The organism is Streptomyces sp. S6, assembly GCF_054880855.1.
The window spans coordinates 1-5,283 of record NZ_JBTYMC010000398.1 but is presented as its reverse complement, the minus strand read 5'-3'; the positions used below and the strand labels follow the sequence as shown (position 1 = coordinate 5,283).

Here is a 5,283-nt window from a genome sequence, read left to right as displayed (position 1 = left end):
GCCTCGCGCGCGTGCACGTCGTGCTGGGCGCCGCCGCCGACACCGTCCGGGAGACGGCCCGGCTGGAGGGCTGCGCGGTCGTGGAGAACGCCGGGTGGGCGGAGGGCATGGGGTCGTCGCTGCGGGCCGGTCTGGCGTCGGTCGCGGCGACGGACGCGCGGGCCGTGCTGGTGTCGCTCGTGGACCAGCCGGGGATCGGACCCGAGGCGGTGCGGCGGGTGCTGGAGGCGTTCGAGGGGGTGGACACCCTGGCGTCGGCCGCGTACGACGGGGTACGCGGCCATCCCGTGCTGTTCGGCGCGGCGCACTGGGCGGGGGTCGCGCGGGCGGCGACGGGGGATCAGGGGGCGCGGGGGTATCTCAGGGCGCACGAGGTGCGGCTCGTGGAGTGCGGGGACGTGGCCGAGGCGTACGACATCGACGTGGAGGCGGATCTGAGGCGGCTGGAATGACCCCGGCCCACCCGCCACCCCAGAGAACCATTGAACTTCCACGATGAGGAAACTAGTATCCATTTCCACGACGAGCTCTCCGCCACCCGAGAGCCGCCCCTCCGCGAAGGAAGTGACCGCTCATGTCCGCACTGACCCTCGTCGACGCCGAGCCGCTGCCCCGGCAGGAGGAGGTCCTGACGGACGAGGCACTCGCGTTCGTGGCGGAGTTGCACAAGCGGTTCACCCCGCGCCGCGCCGAACTCCTGGCCCGCCGCGCCGAGCGCCGCGCCGAGATCGCCCGCACCTCCACGCTGGACTTCCTCCCGGAGACGGCCGCGATCCGCGCCGACGACTCCTGGCGCGTCGCCCCCTCCCCGGCCGCCCTGGACGACCGCCGGGTCGAGATCACCGGCCCCACCGACCGCAAGATGACGATCAACGCCCTCAACTCGGGCGCGAGGATCTGGCTCGCGGACTTCGAGGACGCCTCCGCGCCGACGTGGGAGAACGTGGTCCTCGGCCAGCTGAACCTGTCCGACGCCTACACCCGGAACATCGACTTCACGGACGAGCGCACCGGCAAGTCGTACGCCCTGCGCCCGGACGCCGAACTCGCCACCGTCGTCATGCGCCCGCGCGGCTGGCACCTGAACGAGCGCCACCTGGTCGACGCGGACGGCAGCCAAGTCCCGGGCGCCTTCGTCGACTTCGGCCTGTACTTCTTCCACAACGCGCAGCGCCTCCTCGACCTCGGCAAGGGCCCGTACTTCTACCTCCCGAAGACCGAGTCGCACCTCGAAGCCCGCCTGTGGAACGAGGTGTTCGTCTTCGCCCAGGACTACGTCGGCATCCCGCAGGGCACGATCCGCGCGACCGTCCTGATCGAGACCATCACCGCGGCCTACGAGATGGAGGAGATCCTCTACGAACTCCGCGACCACGCCTCGGGGTTGAACGCGGGCCGCTGGGACTACCTGTTCTCCATCGTGAAGAACTTCCGTGACGGCGGCGCCAAGTTCATCCTCCCGGACCGCAACCTGGTCACGATGACGGCCCCGTTCATGCGCGCGTACACCGAACTCCTCGTCCGCACCTGCCACAAGCGCGGCGCGCACGCGATCGGCGGCATGGCCGCGTTCATCCCGTCCCGCCGGGACGCGGAGGTCAACAAGGTCGCGTTCGAGAAGGTCCGCGCGGACAAGGACCGTGAGGCGAACGACGGTTTCGACGGCTCCTGGGTCGCCCACCCCGACCTGGTCCCGATCGCCCTGGAGTCCTTCGACAAGGTCCTCGGCGAGAAGCCGAACCAGAAGGACCGCCTCCGCGAGGACGTCCACGTCGAGGCCGCCGACCTGATCGCGATCGACTCCCTCGACGCGCGGCCGACGTACGACGGTCTCGTCAACGCCGTCCAGGTGGGCGTCCGTTACATCGAGGCGTGGCTGCGCGGGCTCGGCGCGGTCGCCATCTTCAACCTGATGGAGGACGCGGCGACCGCCGAGATCTCCCGCTCCCAGATCTGGCAGTGGATCGACGCGGGCGTGGAGTTCGAGAACGGCCAGAAGGCGACGCCGGAGCTGGTCCGTGAGATCGCCGCCGGTGAACTCGCCGCCCTCAAGGCCGAGTTGGGCGAGGACGCCTTCGACTCCGGTCACTGGCAGCAGGCGCACGACCTGCTGCTCCAGGTCGCCTTGGACGACAACTACGCGGACTTCCTGACGCTGCCCGCGTACGAACAGCTCAAGGGCTGAGCCTCACAAGGGCTTTGAGCGCTCCGAGTGGCCCAGGGTCTTCCCCGGGGCCACTCGGTCGCGTACGGCCTTCTTCACGGCCGTCGGCTCGGGGAACCCGTGTTCACGCCGGTCCCAGACGACCTCGTCGTTCGCCCGGACGATGAACACCCCGCCCGTACCCGGCTTCAGCGCGAGTTCCGTCAACTCCGCCTCGAACGTGGTCAGCAGCTCCTGCGCGAGCCACGCCGCGCGCGGCAGCCACCGGCATTGCGTGCAGTACTCGATCTCGACGCGGCCACTCATCCGAGGTGCACCGACCAATCCTGTTGGGCCGCGGGCTTGCCGTGCAGGTCGGGGACCTGCTTGAGCCACGCGGGCCGTCCTTGCCGGCTGCGCGTCGCGCGCAGGGCGTTCTCGGCGGCGAGTTCCTCCCGCGCCGGGAAGTCGGTGGGGAGCCACTCCCGGGAGGCGCGGACGCGGGCGAGCAGGTAGGCGACGTACGCCTCGCGGGCCTCGGCGGGGGTGGCGAAGTCCTCGGTGAGCCAGGCGTCGGGGACCTCGGCGACGACCGCCCGCAGCAGCTCCTCGGTGACTTTCGGGGCGAGTTCGGCGTCGGCGGCGCGCGTGTCGGGGGCGTAGGAGCCGAGGGCGTGGTGGCGGAAGTCGTACGCCTTCTCGGGTGCGGAGGTGTCCCAGCGGTGGTGGAAGACGAGGGCGGCGCCGTGGTCGATGAGCCAGAGGCGGGGCGGGGTGACGCCGAGGGTGGGCCAGACCATCAGGTTGGAGCTGTGGACCGTCCGGTCGACGTTGACGGTGAGGGCGTCGAGCCAGACGACACGCCCGGCCTCCAGAGAATCGACGGCAAACGCTTTCGCCACGTCCGGGGTGAAGTCGCGCGCGCCCGGCAGGTAGTCCATCCCGAGGTTGAGCCCGGCGCTGGCCGCGTGCAGGTCGCGGACCTCCTGGTGCGGTTCGTCGTCCGCGATCAGGGGATCGAAGTGCACCAGTACCAGTTCCGGGAACCGTAGTCCCAGTGCCCGCGCCAGCTCGCCGACGATCACCTCGGCGACCAGCGCCTTACGTCCCTGCGCGGAGCCGGTGAACTTGACGACATACGTGCCGAGGTCGTCGGCCTCGACGACACCGGGCACGGAACCGCCCGACCTGAGGGGGGTCACGTATCGGACGGCAGTCACTTGGCGCAGCACACCGGCCAGCCTAAGGCAGGTCAGGACACCGCCAGCGGGTTGGGCAGGGGCAGGTAGCGGGCGTCCGCGCCGTCCGCGCCCGTCCAGCGCAGGAGGAGGTTGGTCTTGCCGGGGAGTGTCGGCGCCGACAGCAGCGCCGTCGCCTCGGGGAAGTCGTGGCGCGCGAACTCCCCGCGTACGGCGGGCCACGGGTCGAAGCCGGGGTGGTGTTCGGCGAGGGCGCCGGCCGCCTCGGTGAGGTGGTTGACGACGAGCGTGTACACGAGCCGCTCCCAGCCGGCCGCCCGGTCGACGTCCGTCAGCAGCTTGACGCCCTCCGCGTCCCGGTACAGCGCTTTCACCGGCACGCCGTCACCGTCCACCGCCACCAACGTGTTCTGCGCGTGCGCTTCGAGGACGACGCCCGCGCTGAAAGCGGTTACCGCGGGTTGCACGACGGCCCTGAGGTACGCCTCCCACCAGCCCTCGGGGTCGGTCGTGGCGGCGAGGGGGCTGCCGTCGAAGCCTTCGGTGAGGCCCGCCGCCAGGAGCGGGGTGGCGCCGAGGTCGCCGAAGCCGTCGCGGACGAGGACGGCGAGTTCCTCGAAGGCGAAGGAGGCGGTGCGGTAGCCGCGGTCACTGAGCCAGTTGCCGGGCAGGGCGCGGGCGGCGGCCTCGTCGGTGCGGCGGAGTTTACGCAGGTCGTGGGCCCAGAGGCGGCGGATGTCGTTGGTGATACGGACGTCCAGGCTGAACTTGAGGAAGAGGTCGCGGGCGGGGTCGTGGACCGTGCGGATCGCGGCGGTCGGCCAGGCGGTGGGGGCGGTCGTCCCGAGGTGGATCAGCCGTTTCTCAGAGAACGCTTGCTGCAACGTCCCGCCGAGGAGTTCGAGCTGCCAGGGGTGCGCGGGGAGCAGGCGGTAGCCGGGCGGGGCGTCGCCGAGGGCGTCCAGCGCGGAGACGTCGCCCTCCTCGACGGTGAGGTCCTCGCGGACGGCGAGGAGGGTGAGCGGGAACTCCGCGTACGCCTCGGGCGCGTACGGCAGCCAGGCCGTCGTCGGGCCGCCGCCGCGTGCCTTGGGGGCGGGGTGGAAGGGGTGGCCGGTGACGAGGGACTGCTCGGAGCGGCGGTACAGGTCGGCGGGCGCCGGTGTGTGCGCGCGGGCGGCGAGGATCGCGGCGACCGCCTCGCGGCTGTCCAGCATCTCGGCGGGGAGTTCGGGGTTGTCGAGGCCGGTGTGGAGGCGGAGTTCCTCGGCGACGAGTTTGACCAGGGCGGCGTGGTCGAGGGGGTGGGGGGTGGGCGAGGCGGGGCCGAGGTGGCTGGAGCCGGCCGGGTCGGAGGCCGCGGGCCCGAGGCGACGGAAGCCTTCCGGGCCGGGAGCGGCAGGCCCGAGGTGATGGGCCGGGGCAGAGGCGACGGAGCCCGGTCCGCCGGAGTCGGGCTGAGCGGGCCCGAGGTGACGACCGCCGTCCGGCTCGGGACTGCCGGCCGGCTCCGGGCCACCGACCAGCTCGGGGCCGTCGACCAGCTCGGGGTCCCCGGGCCTGCGCACGCCCCGCACCCTCAACAGCCGTCCGCTGGGCAAACGGTGGACGCCCGGTGCGGTCGTCGGCGTCGCGACCTCCCGCAGGAGGCAGTTGAGCAGCGGCGCGGTGGCGTACGCGTCGGCGGACGGGGGGTCGTAAGGCACGCGTTCCACTCGTTCTCTGCGGTCCGTTTCGGGCAAGGACGACCAGTATGACCGCCCCCGCGACCTGCCATGACACCCTCCGTACGCTTCCGTCCGTATCGCCCGCAGCAACCGCTCGCAGCAACCGTCACGCACCGAGGAGCCCGTCCGTGCACCGTCCCCCCGCCGCCGAGGCCGAGATCGCGGCCGAGCTGGCCGTCCACCGGCCGGACCTCGGCCCCCGGTACGCGGCCGA

Annotated in this window: 6 protein-coding genes; 3 read left to right on the top strand and 3 right to left on the bottom strand. The window is 72.1% G+C overall.

Annotated features, from left to right (window positions below):
* Window positions 1-452 (top strand): nucleotidyltransferase family protein (locus ACVNF4_RS32150; protein WP_461806404.1); only part of this gene is annotated, 452 nt, incomplete at its 5' end.
* A 122-nt stretch (window positions 453-574) separates the two neighbouring features.
* Window positions 575-2,185 (top strand): malate synthase A, encoded by a 1,611-nt coding sequence (aceB, locus tag ACVNF4_RS32145; protein ID WP_461806403.1) that lies wholly within the window; start codon window positions 575-577, stop codon window positions 2,183-2,185.
* A 3-nt stretch (window positions 2,186-2,188) separates the two neighbouring features.
* Here the strand turns inward: aceB and ACVNF4_RS32140 are convergent, their stop codons facing one another.
* The 3 genes from ACVNF4_RS32140 to ACVNF4_RS32130 are packed head-to-tail and all read right to left on the bottom strand — an operon-like array spanning window position 2,189 to window position 5,057.
* Window positions 2,189-2,470 carry an Rdx family protein gene (locus ACVNF4_RS32140; RefSeq protein ID WP_461806402.1) on the bottom strand — a complete coding sequence of 94 codons (282 nt, stop codon included), beginning with the start codon at window positions 2,468-2,470 and terminating at the stop codon, window positions 2,189-2,191.
* Window positions 2,467-3,375: a HipA family kinase gene (locus ACVNF4_RS32135; protein ID WP_461806401.1), complete on the bottom strand. Its 909-nt coding sequence runs from the start codon at window positions 3,373-3,375 to the stop codon at window positions 2,467-2,469. The genes ACVNF4_RS32140 and ACVNF4_RS32135 overlap by 4 nt, the downstream gene beginning before the upstream one ends.
* A gap of 20 nt (window positions 3,376-3,395) precedes the next feature.
* The gene (locus tag ACVNF4_RS32130) at window positions 3,396-5,057 is read right to left on the bottom strand and encodes an IucA/IucC family protein (RefSeq protein ID WP_461806400.1); all 1,662 of its coding nucleotides are present in this window, start codon (window positions 5,055-5,057) and stop codon (window positions 3,396-3,398) included.
* Window positions 5,058-5,095: 38 nt separating this feature from the next.
* On the opposite strand from ACVNF4_RS32130, the gene ACVNF4_RS32125 reads away from it, so the two are divergent.
* Window positions 5,096-5,283, top strand: a 188-nt coding sequence (locus tag ACVNF4_RS32125) for a hypothetical protein (protein WP_461806399.1), incomplete at its 3' end; no start/stop codon positions are given.

Bases quoted from the DNA above. Each gene is read 5' to 3' on its own strand.
- ACVNF4_RS32140 (WP_461806402.1), bottom strand. From the start codon at position 2,470: ATGAGTGGCCGCGTCGAGATCGAGTACTGCACGCAATGCCGGTGGCTG.
- aceB (WP_461806403.1), top strand. From the start codon at position 575: ATGTCCGCACTGACCCTCGTCGACGCCGAGCCGCTGCCCCGGCAGGAG.